Here is a 16,901-nt window from a genome sequence, read left to right as displayed (position 1 = left end):
GGGGGATTAAGGGGGGTAAATATAACTTGTGTACACCTGAGAAGGGGGTGCGCGATCGCGCCTTTGGGGTGCTGGTTATATCAAGTCTTTCCCATTACCGATTACCTATTACCTATTACCTACCCCAACGGATAATATTGGTGTTTAAGGAAACCTGATATTTCTCAGCAGAGTCTGGAAAACTTTCTAGCAAACATAATTCTTTGCCTGGAGAACTCCTGCTACTATATCCTTGCCTGGCATTTTTATACCGCTCACATTCAGAACAAAATCAGTATTTGGGTCAAAGGATTTATTCTGATCATTCATGGCTAAATAGGTACCACCTCGCCATTTGAATAAGACAGATTCGTCTTTATTCAATACCTGATCACCTTGAGTTTGCTGGTCTTTATCGTCATAGGCTGCTTGAATCGCAGCAGACAGATTATTCCCTTTCACCAAACCTGCATTGTATAGGTTTGCTCCTTTAAGTCCTTCTTGGGTAGATAATTTACCGTCTTTATCTATCTGGATGCGATCGCCTTGAATAGGGTTAAAGTTGGTGATTTGATCAGGCGCATTTACTGTTGATTGAGCAAATGTCTCTTGTTGATTTCTACCAGCATAGAGAAACTTATCTGCATCAGATCCACCTGTGAGTATATCAGCATTCACATCGCGCTTCAGGGGTTTCTCTGCTTCTTGAGTTAAGATTTTATCCGTTTCTGAAGTAGTAACAAGATTGTCATTATTTGTTTCCTTGGGTATGGGAGAAGCATTACTGACACCCTTGACTTCGCTATTGTCGCTGGAGTTTGACGCCACTACTTCTAAAGCACCAATATCAGCGATCGCACTGCCATTACTATCACCATCTTGGGGACGATCATTACCCTGTTGATCTTTCTTCAAAGTTGTGATGCTATTGAAAGCACCAGAACCAGCATCAATCGCAGGGCTGTCGGATTTGAGTGTAAAATTACCCTGGGAAGGGTCTACAAATTGTGGATCGTAACCCAAGATATTTTCCAATCCTTTAGCATTTGGATCATCTGAAGCCTTGAATTCATAATAATCGTCATAGTTGTAAAGCAGGTTGCGATCGAAAACCACGTTTTCAGATTCAAAGAGGCTATTGGGACGGCGATCAGATCTGGCGTGCATGATGTTGTTGTAAACACGCACATTTTTTGCCTTACCTACTGCAATCTCACCACCCGGGTCCATATTAGTGGCATTTTCGTAAGTGGTGTTGTTGACGATGTCTACATTAGAATAGCGGTAGGCATTGATTCCCGATGAACCATTGTTATAGACAATGTTATTGGCAACTAATGTCTTTCCTTTATAGACCTCACCAGAATTTTTACCATCTGTGCTATCGAGTATAATTCCGTTTCCTTCACTGATTTTGCCTACCCCAATCCACGGAATCAGATTTTGGTTATCATAAACCGTATTACCTTGAATGATGAACTTGTAGTCATTGGTGTTATTGTCCGTGTTGTGGTTGTAAATAACGCCTATTCCACTAGTGCCTAGAGGTGAATACCAGGAGTTTCCAGAAACGGTGTTATTCTCGATCGTGATGTAGTCTGCCTTTTCTGCTGAAATGCCTGTAGCTGTAAAGTCACGGACATTGTTGTCAGCGATGACAATGTGGTGAGAGTAACCATCTATCCCAGACGCATCATAGGATGGGGTAATGGCAATCCCAGAACTATTAGTTAAGGGATTTTTGGTGTTGTATTGCTCTTTTTTGGCATAATCTAGCGTCACTTCATTCTTGCCACCTTCCAAGTCCAGTCCTTCAACGCGTATGTAGGATGAACCAGAAATGTGAATCCCATAATCGGTGTCCTTAACTTTCAGCTTTGGCGTATGTCCTGGATAAGCTTTAATGGTTATCCAATTATCCTGTGAGCCATTTTTCCTGGTAATTGATAAAAGTGCTCGATCAGAATCGGTGGTGTAAGTCCCATCCATGACGTAGAGGGTATCACCTGGTTCTAGCCGATCTGCCCCTTCTTGCAGAGTTTTAAAAGCATCCTTTTCACTTAAGCCATTGTTACTATCATTACCTGTCTCAGCGTTAACATAGTAAGTACTAGCCATTATTTAACTCCCAAGGTGTGTAAGAGGAAGATAGTAGTGTCCCTTTAGCAAAGACCTTGAAGTTGCATTAGACCCGTCACATCTAGAAATTACGTCACGGTTCGTAACAGTGTAAATCCCTGTGCCTATTATTACTGGACAAAATGAGTACATTGTCCCATGCGGAATCTCTTCATTTCGCTAGGTTCACAAGATAAATGAATCACACTTGCATATATAGCAATGGCGATCGCAAATCTTAAACCTAGACCACTATCTAGTGTGGTTGTCGAAATGAATTTTTGATGAAACTTGGTAGACTTTACACCTTAACTTCAGGTAACTAAAGATTCAAAATTTTCAGTTGAGGTAATTCAAACCCTTTACGTAACTGAGCATTAAAAGTTACGTTTACAGTTACATCAATCAAGAGCAACTGAATAATGGCAGATGCCTATATTTGGTCATCAATCGCAAATGAAATTCAAATATTTGAATATTCTTGAACATTATACAGATATTTCACTTATTTTCAAATTATTTGTTTCTTGCTTAAGCTATATCGGCAATTCATGAAAATCTGTAGATGTTTATGCCTTAGGTATAAGGTTTTGATTTGCTCAATGATTAGAATCTTTTATCTTACTTAGGATAGAAGATAGATACATCAATAATATTTCTGTGGGTATAAACTTTTATACTAGTCTAGATGTATAAAAATTTAAGTTACTTAAAACTTTTAATATTAAGGTAACAATTTACCCAATAAATTTTTCAAATTAATATTGATATAGGTTATGTCTATTTCATTTTACATATCTGTTCGTGTCAAAACATACTCTCTTTCAAATTTGCTGAAGCGTCATCTTTTCCGAAGTGAGCATATATTATGCTATTAATTTCATTTGTGATCTTCCACAAAGCTGTGGCGATCGCCACATCTGAGTAATAATTCGATGCTCCCTTTCTCCCTGTTTTCTGCTGATTGCGCCATTGCTCAATTACTTCTTCGTTCACCCAGAACCTGATACTGCCTCGTTGTTTGAGGGCTGCATCATAAGCGTTCCAATTCTTCACTTTGTACTGGGCTTTCGTTTTCATCGTTGGGCGCTTGCGGCGAGAGAATATTAGCGATAGGTACAATTTACCATTTTGCCTATTCACGCAACAACGCCATTGACATTGGTAAAATCATACCTATGAATATACCTAGAGGCATAGATTATACTAGTTTTAAATAATATAGTTATAATTGACTATGTAAAATAATATCTATGAATATACCTAGAGGCATAAATTGTACTGGTTTTAAATAATTCTGTATAATGTTTTAATATTTTTTGTATACATATGCTGTATACTCCAAGATGTAAAATCCAAACGTAGATTTTATGAAAAATTTGAATCACCGTATACTGAAAAGTAACATTAATTACCCATAAAAAATGAAGTTATCAAAAGTTGAGGTAGCTATACAAAAATTCTATTACTTGACCAAGATTCTGATACTTAAACCTAATTTTGCGGTCACTGCAAGATTTGATCTATACAAAAGCAAAACAGTGTAAAAATTTTTACTTGTAAACCTAGAGGAGTGAAACATATCAGACACAACAACTTATGAAATGATCAAAGCACCTGCCGGGTTATAGATATTAGAATTTTTGAACTTTACAGTTGTAATAACACAGTTTTAGGTTGAAAGACCGGCGGAAGTGGCATGATTTGCATTCCATGCCAAAAACAGTGCAACTTTAATCTCGTGAAGGGATAATCAAAAAAATTGAATAAATGATTTTGATTTTATGGAGTAGGGCTTCGATGGTCGATTTTGATCTCAGTCCCTCCAACTAAACCATCTTGCTGAATGATTTATTTGTAGATCTTAGAAAGATGGCTGAATTAGCAGAGAAATTGTAACTACAATTAAATAAATTGCCTAAGCTATTCATAATTTTAAGGAGATTTAGCGATCGCTCATCGCCACATTTCATTTTGAATGTGTGGACAGAAGAGATAATTATTATGTGTTTGATTTGTATTTTTAAGGAAAATACTTTGCAGAATCTTTATAAAAAAATGATTAAATAATTGATTAACTAAAGTAAATTTAAACTAAACACTGAAATGCAAAGTGGAGATGAACTTAGACGGTCTAACTTGATCTCAGTTCCTCCAGCGCCAACTTCTTGCTCTACTGTGCATTCACCCAACAAGGGAGGTCAAAGTGCAAAGAAGATGTGATCGAAATAGAAAGCGCTCAAAACGACGAGCCATCTATTGTCCAATTCATGGATGCTATCTCGATAGTGTAAGTCAAAAGTATCCATTATTCGCTGATCGTCCAGGGCAGCTCCAGCAGCGAGGAATAGGGCGGCGAACCGCACTGTTTTTAGTAGCGAATAAAACAGCAGTACCCTTGGAAGGAGAATGGTTAGAAGCATTCTGGTGTGATCAGTGCCAACAGACAAAGTGGTATCACCTTAAAAAGCGTGACCGGATTTATGAAGTATTTGTAGCATCTCCAGAACTTTGGCAACAAGCAATCGGTGTAATTTACCCTGAAGGAAATCCCTCTGTAGGAGAATTTACTCGCAGACATGCAAGAATGGTTGGTTGTAAATCCAGCAAGGATTTCGGATTTATCAGTTAATATCAATTATTTTTGAACCTGTACAGAAGCTAACTTGTATAACTATATGCAGTTTTATAGAAATTTGGTATAAGTGACTTGCAGATCTAAATGAATGTGTGATTAGTTAAGGTCAATATCTGCCATGAAGGAATCAGAATTTCATGTTGAAGAGATAGATTTTCAAAAATACTTGCTTGTCCTGCAACGGCGTTGGATGACGGCAGTAGGTGTTTTTGGAGTAGTCGTCACCCTTGCATTGCTGTATGCATTATCAACTAAACCTGCATACACAGCACAAGCAAGTCTGTTGATTAAGACAAGTCGCACCTCCTCACTCACAGGAGTAGGAGAAGATTTAGGACGACTGGAATCTTTGGTGCAGGATAACAGCCCTGTAGACACGCAGGCGAAGATCGTTACATCTGTTCCTGTCCTTCAAGAAACCATTACATCCCTTAGCCTCAAAAATGATGAAGGTGAACCTCTAAAAGTCGAGGATCTTCAGAAAAAATTAAAGGTAGAGGGTGTCAAAGGTACAGACGTTCTGGAAGTTTCCTATACACATGAAGATCCCCAATTAGCTGCAAAAGTCATCAATAAAATAGTTGAAGAATATACTAAGCAGAACATCCAGGCCAACAGAGAAGAAGCAATCTCTGCTGGCAAATTTATGTTGCAGCAATTACCCAAAACTGAAGAAGCCGTTCAGAAAGCAGAATTAGCCTTACGTAGATTCAAAGAGAGAAATAAGATTATTGTCCTGCAAGAAGAAGCAACCGCAGCAGTTAATACAATTTCCAGGTTGGAAGATGAAATTGCCCAAGCACAAGCCCAACTAGTTGATGTTAACGCTCGTTTGGGGAAATTACAAACTCAGGCTAGGGTCAATTCACAAGAAGCTGTATCGGCAGTAGACTTGAGTCAAGTACCTGGAACTCAAAAAGTACTGACTGAACTTCAGGAAGCACAGTCGGAATTGACAGTAGCACGAACCCGTTATCAACCCGGACATCCCACAGTTGCTAATTTAGAAGAAAAAGTTTCTGCTCTCAGAAGCTTACTACAACAGCGAGTACAGCAGGTAGGTGGCAATAATCAGCAAATCTCTACAGCAAATTTACAAATGGGAGAGGTGCGACAAAAGCTGATTGAAGATTTAGCCAATACAGATAAAGAACGTGTCGGTTTGGAAAGACGAATTGCAGAACTGACTAATACGTGGTCTGTTTACAAACAACGCGCCAACATTCTACCTAAGTTAGAACAAACTCAGCGGGAGCTAGAGCGAAAACTGAAAGCGGCTCAAACAACTTATGAAACTCTATTGACAAGAATACAAGAAATTAACGTAGCAGAAAACCAGAATGTTAGTAATGCCCGGATAATTTCCCCTGCATTAGTACCAGATGAGCCCAGTGGTACTAGAAAAGCTTTGATTGCAGCAGGTGGAGGAGTTTTAGGTATAATGCTGGGAATAATTGCTGCCCTTGCTGTTGATTTGATAGACCGCTCTATCAAGACTGTTAAAGAAGCTAGAGAACTGTTCCAGTACACATTACTAGGGGTTATTCCTAGTGTAAGTAGGAATACTAAAAACAGCTATTCAGTACAAGGGTTAGATAGAGCAATCCCCAATGTGGTTGGTAGGGACATTCCTCATTTCCCCGTTGGTGACGCGTATCAAATGCTGCAAGCAAACTTGAAATTTCTTTCATATAAGCAGCTAAAAGCAATTACAGTTACCAGTTCCATTCCTAAAGAAGGAAAATCAGAGGTTTCTGCTAACTTAGCTGTCGCCATGGCACAAGTGGAACGTCGGGTGCTGTTGGTAGATGCTGATATGCGTCATCCCATCCAGCATCATATTTGGCAACTAAGTAATAATCAGGGCTTAAGCAATATCATTGTTGACCAAGTGCCTTTGGAGACAATTGTTCACGAGGTAATGCCCAATTTACATGTTCTGACTTCTGGGGTGATGCCTCCCAATCCAGTTGCTTTGTTAGACTCTGATCGTATGGCTACGTTAGTTGGTAGCTTTACCCAAAAATATGATTGTGTGATTTTTGATGCTCCACCTCTAGCAGGGACAGCAGATGCAGCAGTTCTGGGTAAATTAGCTGACGGCATTTTGTTGGTGGTGCGTCCAGAAGTAGTTGACTATGCAAGTGCTAATGCAGCTAAAGAGTTTTTAACTCAGTCAGGTCAAACAGTACTAGGTATGGTGATGAATGGCGTAAGTGTGAAGCGCGAACCAGATAGCTATTTCTACTATGCAAAAGATTCAGTGGAGTCAACGGGTGTGTCTAGAAAATCTATTTTGGTGAGAAATCATCGATAAAGTTCTTTTTGCAATACTTAGTTAGAGGTGCGATCGCTTTTGAGGTAGTTGCTTACAGTGTTAGAAAAGCATAAAAATGCTCAAAAAAATAGAAAGAATTACCCATCAACTCAGCCCTAACCTACAAAAGATTATTGGTAATACAGGTTGGCTGTTAGCTGATAGAGTCCTGCGAATGGGTACAGGACTATTAGTAGGAGTATGGGTAGCTCGCTACCTCGGACCAAAAAATTTTGGTATTTTCAACTATGCGATCGCTTTTACTGCGATATTCAACACAGTTGCCAATCTCGGGCTTGATAACATTGTTATTCGTAACCTTGTCCGCCAACCAAATAGTAAAGATGAAATATTGGGTACAGCCTTCTTTCTGAAGGTCTTTGCCCAAGTGACAATCATATTTGTGTCAATTGCAATAATTATCATACTTCGTCCTACTGAGACTCTTACCCACCAACTGGTTGGAATCATGACTGTAGGAATGTTTTTTGAATCTTATTACGTAATTGATTATTGGTTCCAATCCCAAATTAAGTCAAAATATACGGTTTGGTCTAAGAATATAGGTTTGGTGTTAGCTAGTAGTATGCGGATTGTATTAATCCAAATCCAAGCTCCATTACTTATGTTTGCTTGGGCTTATGCCGCTGAAACTGCTTTGAGTGCTTTAGGGCTTGTAGTCGCGTACCGTATGAAAGGTTATTTTATACAAGCATGGCAGTTTAGCTGTAAATATGCAATAGAATTACTTAAAGATAGTTGGACGCTGATTCTTTCGAGTTTTGTCATCATGATTTATATGCGAACGGATCAGTTAATGTTAGGTCAAATGATTGGTGATCAGGCAGTAGGAATCTACTCAGCAGCAGTAAAAATATCAGAGCTTTGGTATTTCATACCAATGGCCATAACAAATTCAGTATTCCCATCAATTGTGAAAGCCAGACAAGAAAGTCAACAGTCATATTATGAGCAGATACAAAAAGTTTTGGACTTTCTCACGATACTATCTTTGGCAGTTGGTGTAATTGTGTCATTAATATCTCATCAAATTGTCAATTTGATGTATGGTCAAGAATATGCAGACGCAGGTGCTATACTTGTGATCCATATTTGGACTGGAGTATTCGTTTCCTTAGGCTTGGTAAGTAGTCTATGGACAACAGCAGAAAACTTAATGCCCTTTGCATTTATCACAAGTGCTAACGGTGCAGTCATAAATATAGTTTTGAACTACTTCTTAATTAAAAGTTATGGTGGTGTTGGAGCAGCAATGGCTTCACTAGTTGCTCAATGTGTTGCTTCATATTTTTCATATCTATTTTTACCACAAACAAGAATAATTTTTATTAAACAAACAAAAGCACTTGTATTACCAAGCTTGTTTAAAAGATTATTGAATTACACCAGAGTATTTAGAAAAAAATGAGCTTAATTAGATAGTCATTCGTATTTTAAATGCATATTTAAGGGATGAAAATGCCTATGGTTTAGTTATTTTTATTTTGAAGCTTTAAAATATATATTTAAAATAATTAAAATAATATTGTACTTCTATATCCAAATAGATTCAGATAAAAATTTTGGGGTAATTTATAATGTCTGATTTTCGTCTGAAAACTCCAGTAGCTTTTATTATCTTCAAACGCCCGCATACCACCGAACCCGTGTTTGAAGCAATTCGCCAAGCGAAACCACCAAAACTATTTGTCATAGCAGATGGACCCAGGGAAGACCGTGCTGATGAATCAGAAAAGTGCAAAGCTACTCGTGCAATTATTGACCGTGTTGATTGGGAATGTGAAGTTATCAAAAATTACTCTGAGGCGAATATCGGCTGTGCAAAGCGTCTTCCTAGTGGTTTAGATTGGGTATTCAATCAAGTGGAAGAGGCAATAGTTTTAGAAGATGATTGTTTGCCTCATCCTACCTTTTTTCAATTTTGTGAAACCTTGCTTGAGAGATATAGATACGATCAAAGAATTGGTACAATTATTGGTCAAAATGTACAATTAGGGCGAAAAAGAACAGACTATAGCTATTATTTCTCTATTTATAATCGCTGTTGGGGTTGGGCGACTTGGAGACGAGCATGGCAAAACTTTGATTTTGACATGAAACTCTGGCCAGAAATTAAAGAAAGTCGATTCCTAGACGATATACTTATAGACTCAAAATCTGTTAAGTTTTGGCAGCAAATCTTTCAGGATACATACGACGGTCGCATTAATACTGTATGGGATTATCAATGGACTTTTAATTGCTGGCTTCAGAACCAACTAAGTATTGTCCCAAATAATAATCTGATTTCTAATATTGGTTTTGGCAATAATGCAACTCATACAAAGCATACCAAGGGTAGCTTTGTTAAGACTTATGCTAATATGCCCACAGAACAAATTAGTTTTCCTCTCAAACATCCACCATACATAATTCGTGATTTAAAATCTGACAGATTCATGCAAAAAACTTTCTTTGAATATGGAAATTTATTGACAACTATAAAGGCGGTTATTAAGAAAAAAATTATGAAGACTGAATCAAATAATTAAAGATAAAACTATAGATTTTTCGTCCTAATTTTGAAATCTTTAAGTATTTCCAAACTCAAAAATTTAAGCATGTGGAATAACCTGTTATTCCATAAGTTAAATCAATACTAAATCTAAAAACCTGGTACAGATAAAAATTGTGGAATCTAACGACAACAGTCGGAGTTTATAAATTGAAAAACAAATTATTGACTTCTCTGCTATTAAAGCTGGAAATAGCAAGCGTTATTTTCTTGCTTTTCTTTGCTGAAACAGTAGTAGTACCAGATGCAGTCAGAACTCTTACAAATGCCCTGAGTTATGGAATTGTAATTCTTTTAGTTAGTGTGCAATGGAAGCGTATTGCATATGTTGCTACCACAGACAAAACTCTAATGTTGTTGACTATAATTGGTGTATTTTCAGTGTTCTGGTCTCACAGTCCAGGTGATACAGTAGAACAAGTCAGAGCTTTAGTACGTTCAACTTTATTTGGTCTATATTTGGCTTCGCGATACACACCAAGAGAGCAGCTAAACTTGTTGTCTTGGGTAGGAATTATATCTATATTTTTCTGTATAATTGTTGGCTTTGCTGCACCTTCTGTTGGCACTCATGTTGTCAACGATGTAGTATCTTGGAGAGGTATATATGCTCACAAGCAACACATGGGTCGCTTCATGGGTTTTTTAGCTTCAATTTTTTTGATTAATATTTTAGACAAACGTTGTAATCGCTGGTTCGCTTCTATTTTACTGTTAATTTCATTAATTCTACTTGTGCTTTCTAATAGTAAAACAGGATTAATAGTTTTTCTTTATCCTGTCTTTGCTTTTCCAATTTACATGATTGTAAAACAAAGAAAAAATAGATTTTTTATTCTATTGATTGCAGTACTGCTATTAACTATTATATCTACTTTTATTTTAGTAAATTTAGAATCAATAGTAGTTAATTATTTAGGCAAAGATATTGAGTTTAATGGACGTACTCCACTATGGGCATTAACTATACAGGAAGGTTTAGAACGTCCTTTTTTAGGTTATGGTTATAATGCGTTTTGGACTAGTGATGCTTCTTATGATGTCATCAGTAATACGTGGTTACGGCATGAAGATATAGATCCCCAAAAACCTTTTCAGGCTCATAATGGCTTTATTGATCTATTTGTGCAACTTGGTTTTTTGGGGTTATCTCTTTTTGTATTTGACATGTTGAAAGTAATATACAGGGTAGTCAATATCTTGTTTATGACTAGAAAAATAGAAACCTTTTGGATGTTTATGTTTTTGGGAATTAATGTGCTAGTTAATACTAGTGAAGTGATTACATTTATGTCAACTAATAGTGTATTCTGGATTATTTATGTATCAATAGCCTTTTCATCAGCAGTTGAGTACAAGCAAATCAGGCGAGTTCAGTTAATTAGTTCTTTAAATCAAGCATAATTGCTACTTTAGCTAGCATTCTTTATTTGCAATCATCAGAATAATTAAGTACATATGATACGCGAAATAGAGTATACAAGACTGGCTGTGTTAATCACCTGTTACAACAGGCGAGATACAACCTTGACATGTTTGCAAAAACTTTATCAACAAAATGTGACTTTTGATGTTTATTTGGTTGATGATGGTTGTTCTGATGGTACATCGGATGCAGTCAAACAACAGTATTCTTCAGTAAAAATTATAAAAGGCAATGGAAATTTGTTTTGGGTAGGTGGAATGCGCTTAGCATTTGCCGCAGCTCTTCAAGAGGGTTACGATTACTATCTTTGGTTGAATGACGACACCTTACTTGATCCTAATGCCCTGACTAAGTTAATTACTAATCATTATGATCTTACACAACAAGGTCATCCTGATGCCATCATGGTTGGCTCGACTCGAGATCCATTAACAGGTAAAGCAACTTATGGAGGTGCTATGCGTTCAAAGCGTTGGTACTCAAATAAGTATGAGTTTGTAGAGCCAACTGGGGAACTTCAAGAGTGCGATACGATGTATGGCAATTGTGTACTTATTCCTAATTCTGTTGCCCAAAAAGTAGGTAATTTGGATTCTGCTTTCATCCATACATTGGGAGATATAGATTATGGACTCAGAGCGCGGAAGTTGGGATGTTCAGTATGGATAGCACCTGGGTACATAGGTACTTGCTCTAAAAATTCTGTTAGCGGGAGTTGGGTCGATACCAAGCTTCCGGTTCATAAACGCTTAACAAAACTGCTTCAACCTAAGGGTTATCCAATTAAAGCATGGACTGTTTTTACCAAACGACATTCTGGCCCATTTTGGTTTATTTATTGGTTCTTACCATATCTACGCGCAGTCATTGGTTACAGAGATTTAAGTGCATCTTCTGCTTTTTGTGAAGAAGTTCAACCGAAAATCTAAAAAAATTCGCTCTCACGTTTAACAATATTCACGACTGTATAAAATTCAATCAATTAAGACTCAGGGGCATTGGATTAGTTAAGCAAATTTATCAACCATAAAATTATGAGTAAACGCTTATTAATTGTTTCCACTCTTGATTCTAGTCAGCCTTTTGGTGCGTTTACAAGACCATTTTACCTTGGACAATATCTTAGTAAAGAGTTTGAGCTTTATCAAGTCGGCTTAGATTGTTCAGCAGTTAACTACGCACCTTCAGTCTCTATTGGCTCAAGAAGTATTCCTTCGTATGTCAAGACAATTAAAAAATGCATAGAAGAGTTTCGTCCTGATGTTGTATATGCACAAGAAACACTACCTGGAATAACATCTTTGATTGCATTGACTACCACAAAGCAGAAAAATTGCTCTCTTGTCTTGGATTTTCACACTTTTTCTGCCTATGAATACTGGAGTCGCTTATCTTCTGTTGCTAATCCTTTTAAGGAATTTTTCCAATTAATTAAGACATATATTGCTCAGGGAGTGCTGATATTTTCTGGTAATCCTATTATTGCCGCAGGTGAATCAACTCCCAAACTGATCCAGCAATGGTATGGTAGACAACCCAGTAAGATTTACTGTATAGGCAATGGAGTTGCTGAAGACTTACTAAACGAACAGTTTCCCCAGACCCCAGACCCATACCAACAAAGGCGACCAGCCAAGATAGTAGTTGTTGTTGCTCCTAAAACTTTTCAATTTCCGAGTAACGACATGTCTGTATCTATGGCTATTGAAGTTGCTAAACACCTGGAATCTCATGAGCAAAAGGTTCACTTTGTGGTGATTGGTCGTGATGTGAGTGATGTTGACCAACCATTACCAGCAAATATTACTTTTGTTGGTTTTTTACCAGAGCGAAAAGATTTTGTTAATTATATTAAGTATGCAGATATAGGATTGCTACCATTTCCCAAACAAGCTGTTGCAGGTGGAGCTCGCAATAAAGCATTAGATTTTTTTGCTAGCAAAAAATTAGTTGTATCAACTCCAGAGGGTTTGAGGGGACTAGAAGAATTCTGTAATCAAAAGCATTTGATTGTGACAGGATACTCGACTGTAGAGGTGGCTGATGCGATACTAGATGCAACATCCAACATGGAAAAATATCAACCGCTTGCAGAAGCTGCATATACTCTAATTAAAGAAAAATATTCGTGGTTAGCAAGAGCAAGAGCAATTGCTGAAATTTTGGAAGAGACGAGAGGATAAATTCAACATAGCTAAATAAAAGGCTAGTTGCTTGATAAGATTGTATAAACTTTAAACATGGAGATATCAAGAGTTTTAAAATATGGTTACTTAGTTATGCAAGAACTATAGGACTCCTATTTGATTTTTGAAAAAACTCCGTACATCTGAAGAGTAGCGAAATTAAAGGTAGTGTGTCGAATAAACCACTCAAACATCCACTTTAAATGAGAGAATGTTGGAATCAAGGCACAAAAACGTCTCACCCATGTTTTAGCCTGCAACCAGATATCTTCAATAGGATTTTGCTCTGGACAATTAGGAGCAAAACGAACGCAGTGAATTTTCCATTGTTCTGGTGGTAAACCTTGGTTAAGTTCGTCTAAAAAGGTTTGGATTTCTTTGGAACGGTGGTAAGTAGCACCATCCCAAAAAATCAGCAATCGCTGATCCCCAGACTCAGTTAGCAGATATTGCAGGTAATCGATAGTATTTTTTGAATTTCCCCTGTCGTAAGCTTTCAGCAGTAATTTTCGTTCAAGATAGTCAACCGCTCCGTAATATGTTTGCTTATCTCGCTCATTTACGACTGGAACTGTGATTTCCTGGTCAGTTCTCCCCCAAACATAACCGCTTAAGTCTCCCCACATTAAATGACACTCATCAATTAACAATACTCTCAAAAGTCCGGCTTCAATTTCGGAACGGTTACTTGCTAACAATGTTTCAATCTCTTTTTTTTTCTGCAACAGCATCTGGATTGGCTTTGGGATTTAGCTTTGTGGTTTTCTTCCAACTGATGGCAGCTGCATCAAATAAGTCGTAGTAACTTTGTTTTGACTCATAAACGATGTCATACTCAAAGGCTAGTTTATACTCCAGTTCTCCCAGTTCCCAATAGTCCTTCGTTTGTAACCAACTCAACACTTCTTCTCGCTGTTCGTGACTCAGATGGCTTTTTCGTCCTTTGTAGTTTAACCTGAGTCCATTGATTCCTTCCTGCTCGTAAGCTTGCTTCCAACCTGTGATCGAGCCTAAAGACACATCTAAAATTGTTTGAATCTCTTCGTACAAGTAATCTTGGTAAACCAACTTGACTGCCAAAGCTTTTCTTGCTTCACGGGCATCGCGACAAGCTGCGATAAAGTCTTGCAGTTCTGCGATCGCAGTTGCCACTCCCAGTGGCAGTGATGCAGTTTGTAGATGCTGATTTCTCATTGTCTACTCTTACACTTGTATACTTATCCGTATTTTCTCGTAATCTTTTTCAAAAATCAAATAGGATTCCTATATAAAATTAATAAAACAATAGGATGAAAATAAAGATATTTTCAGATCCGCGATATCTTCCTGAAGGAGTTTATCCTGTTTCTCTCATCCAACCTTTCTGGTCAGAATATACAAAAAATTTTCAATTAGAAAGCAGAGGCTATTATATTCCTCCTTGGGATAAATTAATTGCTAATTATGCAAAGATAAGTGACTCTTTTTTTGAAACTACTTCGTTAAAAGAAGCAGATTTTGCTGTTTTACCCTTTGATTGGTTAGACGTTTCTGGGAACACATGGACAGCGAAGAGAAATGAATCAGCATATGCTTTAGCGATTGAGTTTGTCCAAATGGTAAAGCAAGCTGGCAAACCAATTATAATTTTTTATTGTGGCGATCGCTCTCATGAACATATTCCTATTCAGGATGCTTTTATTTTTCGTCAGTCCCTCATAGGTGCTAGAAGGCAGTCCAAGGAATTTGTCATGACTGCATTATATGAAGACTTAGTAGAATATTACCTAAAAAACCAGCTGACCATACGCCAAAAGCAGGAAAAGCCTATTGTGGGATTTGATGGTTGTGCCGATCAAGGTAATTGGTCAATAAAGTTTAAGGACTTAATTCGTCAAGGAGCAATGCTGGTCACTAATGGAGAAACTTTTCCACCCTACGAAGGACATCGCTTGCGAAATCAAGCTTTGAAGTATCTTAGCAATAGTCCTTTAGTTGAGACTAATTTTAAAATTCGCGACAAAATGGCGTTCTTTGAAGCTAAAGAACCTGAGGAAAAACTAAAAGTGCGTCTCGAATACGTGCAAAATATGGTGGAGAGTAACTATATTCTTTGTTGTCGTGGTCGAGGAAACTTTTCTCTCAGATTCTACGAAACATTGTGTTGTGGACGCATTCCTATCTTTGTCGATACTGATTGTGTTTTACCTTATGACTTCAAAATTGATTGGAAAAAATATTGTGTTTGGGTAGACAGTAAAGACTTGCCGCAAATTGCTGAAAAAGTAGCAGAGTTCCACAATAATCTTTCACCTGAACAATTTGTAGAACTGCAATACGATTGTCGGCAGATGTGGAAAGATTGGTTATCTTATGAAGGATTCTTTAACAACTTTTGGCAACATTTTCAGCTTTGATCGCTAAGAAGTGTTACACCGTCCCACAAAGACGGTAATAAGATGAATGTTGAGGCTGTGACGTAATTAAATTTAATTACTTCACAGCCTTATTTTTGAAAATGTGATTAATTCATTCTGAAATATGAATCGACTGAAAAAATAGAAGTAGTTATGAAGCTAAAGATATTCTCAGATTTACAGTACCTGCCCAAAGCTTTACGCCCTGTCACTATACTTAAACCCTTTTGGTCTTCTCCTGCTGATCATGATGTAGCTCCTTGGTCAAAGTCTATAGTTCATTATGCAAACATTAGTCACTCTTTATTTGAAATAACTTCACTAGAAAAAGCAGACTTTGCCATTTTGCCTTTCGACTGGTTAGATGTTAGAGGAAATACATGGACTGCCAAAATTAATAGCTCGGCCATGTCTTTCGGTATTCAGTTTGCAGAAATGGTGAAGCAAGCAAAAAAGCCCTTGATTGTCTTTTTTGCTAGCGATTGTTCACATGAAGAAATTCCAATTAAAGACGCTTTTGTCTTCCGTCAATCGCTATTAGCTTCTAAAAGAGGTCCTGGTGACTTCGCCATGAATGCAGTTTATGAAGACTTGATTGAGCATTATCATGAAAATGAGCTTCCCATTCGCCCAAAAAAAGCACAGCCCGTCGTTGGGTTTAATGGTTATGCTTATAACACTAATTGGAAAGTTAAGCTTAAGGAAATTGTCCATAAGGGTGTAGTTTTGAAAAACGGTGGAACATCATTTTCACCATATAAAGGACATAGCCTACGAATGGAGGCTATAAAGTATCTAAGCGAAAGTCCAGAAATTGAGACAAACTTTGTAGTTCGAGAAAATATGGCATTCTTTGAAGCCAATGACCTACAGCAAAAGCTAAAATTCCGTATGGAATATTTACGTAACATTATTGAGAGCGACTATATCCTCTGCTGTCGTGGTCGAGGAAACTTTTCTATACGACTTTTTGAAACATTATGCTGTGGACGCATTCCTATCTTCGTCGATACTGATTGTGTTTTACCTTATGACTTCAAAATTGACTGGAAAAAGTATTGTATTTGGATAGATAGTAAAGATTTACCGGAGATTGCACAAAGAGTTCTGGAATTTCACAAAAATCTTTCGCCTCAAGAATTTGTAGATTTACAGTATGAGTGTCGGAGGCTATGGAAAGAATGGTTATCTACCCAAGGATTTTTCACTAATTTTTGGCAGCACTTTCCGGAAAGGTATTTCAAAAAATGATGTTAATTCTGTTAT

General features: G+C 37.4%; 12 protein-coding genes. 9 read left to right on the top strand and 3 right to left on the bottom strand.

The window, feature by feature from the left end; all coding sequences use genetic code 11:
- Window positions 1–186 precede the first annotated feature (186 nt).
- Both UYI_RS0117805 and UYI_RS36915 read right to left on the bottom strand, forming a co-directional pair.
- Window positions 187–2,097 (bottom strand): bluetail domain-containing putative surface protein, encoded by a 1,911-nt coding sequence (locus UYI_RS0117805; RefSeq protein ID WP_016868001.1) that lies wholly within the window; start codon window positions 2,095–2,097, stop codon window positions 187–189.
- Between the two features lie 807 nt (window positions 2,098–2,904).
- Entirely contained in the window at window positions 2,905–3,177 is a 273-nt protein-coding gene (locus UYI_RS36915; protein ID WP_016868000.1) for a transposase, read from the bottom strand.
- A gap of 1,126 nt (window positions 3,178–4,303) precedes the next feature.
- Here UYI_RS36915 and UYI_RS0117795 point away from each other — a divergent pair.
- The 7 genes from UYI_RS0117795 (at window position 4,304) to UYI_RS0117765 (ending at window position 13,236) form a co-directional block, all read left to right on the top strand.
- Entirely contained in the window at window positions 4,304–4,729 is a 426-nt protein-coding gene (locus tag UYI_RS0117795; protein WP_016867999.1) for a hypothetical protein, read from the top strand.
- Window positions 4,730–4,853: 124 nt separating this feature from the next.
- Window positions 4,854–7,052, top strand: a complete 2,199-nt coding sequence (locus UYI_RS0117790; protein ID WP_016867998.1) for a GumC family protein — start codon at window positions 4,854–4,856, stop codon at window positions 7,050–7,052.
- 76 nt (window positions 7,053–7,128) lie between these two features.
- Complete coding sequence (locus tag UYI_RS0117785) at window positions 7,129–8,481, top strand: flippase (RefSeq protein ID WP_016867997.1); 1,353 nt, start codon at window positions 7,129–7,131, stop codon at window positions 8,479–8,481.
- 169 nt (window positions 8,482–8,650) lie between these two features.
- A complete protein-coding gene (locus UYI_RS0117780) occupies window positions 8,651–9,604 on the top strand; it encodes a hypothetical protein (RefSeq protein WP_016867996.1) in 954 nt (317 codons plus the stop codon).
- A gap of 173 nt (window positions 9,605–9,777) precedes the next feature.
- Window positions 9,778–11,031 carry an O-antigen ligase family protein gene (locus tag UYI_RS0117775; RefSeq protein WP_026086024.1) on the top strand — a complete coding sequence of 418 codons (1,254 nt, stop codon included), beginning with the start codon at window positions 9,778–9,780 and terminating at the stop codon, window positions 11,029–11,031.
- A gap of 54 nt (window positions 11,032–11,085) precedes the next feature.
- A complete protein-coding gene (locus UYI_RS0117770) occupies window positions 11,086–11,982 on the top strand; it encodes a glycosyltransferase family 2 protein (RefSeq protein ID WP_016867994.1) in 897 nt (298 codons plus the stop codon).
- Between the two features lie 105 nt (window positions 11,983–12,087).
- Window positions 12,088–13,236 (top strand): glycosyltransferase family 4 protein, encoded by a 1,149-nt coding sequence (locus tag UYI_RS0117765; protein WP_016867993.1) that lies wholly within the window; start codon window positions 12,088–12,090, stop codon window positions 13,234–13,236.
- A gap of 116 nt (window positions 13,237–13,352) precedes the next feature.
- On the opposite strand, the gene UYI_RS36215 is transcribed toward UYI_RS0117765, so the two are convergent.
- Window positions 13,353–14,433, bottom strand: a protein-coding gene (locus UYI_RS36215; RefSeq protein WP_157226360.1) for an IS630 family transposase whose coding sequence is annotated in 2 segments (ribosomal slippage) — window positions 13,353–13,959 and window positions 13,958–14,433 — 1,083 coding nt in all. Because the reading frame shifts where the segments join, the coding sequence is not laid out codon by codon here.
- 95 nt (window positions 14,434–14,528) lie between these two features.
- Here UYI_RS36215 and UYI_RS0117750 point away from each other — a divergent pair.
- Complete coding sequence (locus UYI_RS0117750) at window positions 14,529–15,635, top strand: exostosin domain-containing protein (protein WP_016867992.1); 1,107 nt, start codon at window positions 14,529–14,531, stop codon at window positions 15,633–15,635.
- A 153-nt stretch (window positions 15,636–15,788) separates the two neighbouring features.
- Window positions 15,789–16,886, top strand: a complete 1,098-nt coding sequence (locus UYI_RS0117745; protein WP_016867991.1) for an exostosin domain-containing protein — start codon at window positions 15,789–15,791, stop codon at window positions 16,884–16,886.
- Window positions 16,887–16,901: the final 15 nt, after the last annotated feature.

The organism is Fischerella muscicola PCC 7414 (assembly GCF_000317205.1).
In the GTDB taxonomy this organism is placed as follows: domain Bacteria; phylum Cyanobacteriota; class Cyanobacteriia; order Cyanobacteriales; family Nostocaceae; genus Fischerella; species Fischerella muscicola.
The sequence above is the reverse complement of the archived record's forward strand: the minus strand, read 5'-3'. Positions and strand labels throughout refer to the sequence as shown.